Source organism: Streptomyces odontotermitis (assembly GCF_050510915.1).
Lineage (GTDB): Bacteria > Actinomycetota > Actinomycetes > Streptomycetales > Streptomycetaceae > Streptomyces.
This window is the reverse complement of record NZ_JBNJLS010000060.1, coordinates 1-730: the sequence shown is the minus strand read 5'-3', so window position 1 is coordinate 730 and position 730 is coordinate 1. Positions and strand designations below refer to the sequence as shown.

The 730-nt window shown below is 68.9% G+C and carries 1 protein-coding gene; it reads right to left on the bottom strand.

Annotated features, from left to right (window positions below; genetic code table 11):
- The coding region (locus ACQB60_RS45740; RefSeq protein ID WP_496932041.1) for an HAD family hydrolase at positions 1–730 on the bottom strand (730 nt) is incomplete at both ends.

The following is a 730-nucleotide window of genomic DNA, read 5'->3' as shown; positions in this document are numbered from 1 at the left end:
ACCCGTGATCATGACCGTCTTGATGCCCATGCGACGCAGCTCGTCGAACCGCTCCCGCATGCCCTCCTTGACGACATCCTTGAGGTAGATGACGCCCAACACCCTTGCCCCGTCGGCGTCTTCGATCGCCACGAGCAGCGGGGTGCCGCCCGCCTCGGAGATGCGGTTGGCGAGGGTGTCGGCGTCCTCGGTGACCTCGCCGCCCTGTTCGCGGACCCAGGCGATGACGGAACCGGCGGCGCCCTTGCGGACCTTGCGCCCGTCGACGTCGACACCCGACATGCGGGTCTGCGCGGTGAACGCGATCCACTCGGCCCCCACGAGCTCGCCCTGGTGGCGCTCGCGCAGCCCGTACTTCTCCTTCGCCAGCACCACGATGGAGCGCCCCTCGGGCGTCTCGTCGGCCAGCGACGACAACTGCGCGGCATCGGCGACCTCGGCCTCCGTCGTCCCGCGCACCGGCACGAACTCGGCCGCCTGCCGGTTCCCCAGCGTGATCGTGCCCGTCTTGTCCAACAGCAGCGTCGACACGTCACCGGCAGCCTCAACAGCCCGCCCCGACATGGCCAGAACATTGCGCTGGACCAGACGGTCCATGCCCGCGATACCGATCGCGGACAGCAGCGCACCGATGGTCGTCGGGATCAGACAGACGAGGAGTGCCGTGAGGACGATGAGCGAGGTCTGGTCGTCGGCGCCCGCGTAGATCGCGAAGGGCTTCAGGGTCACG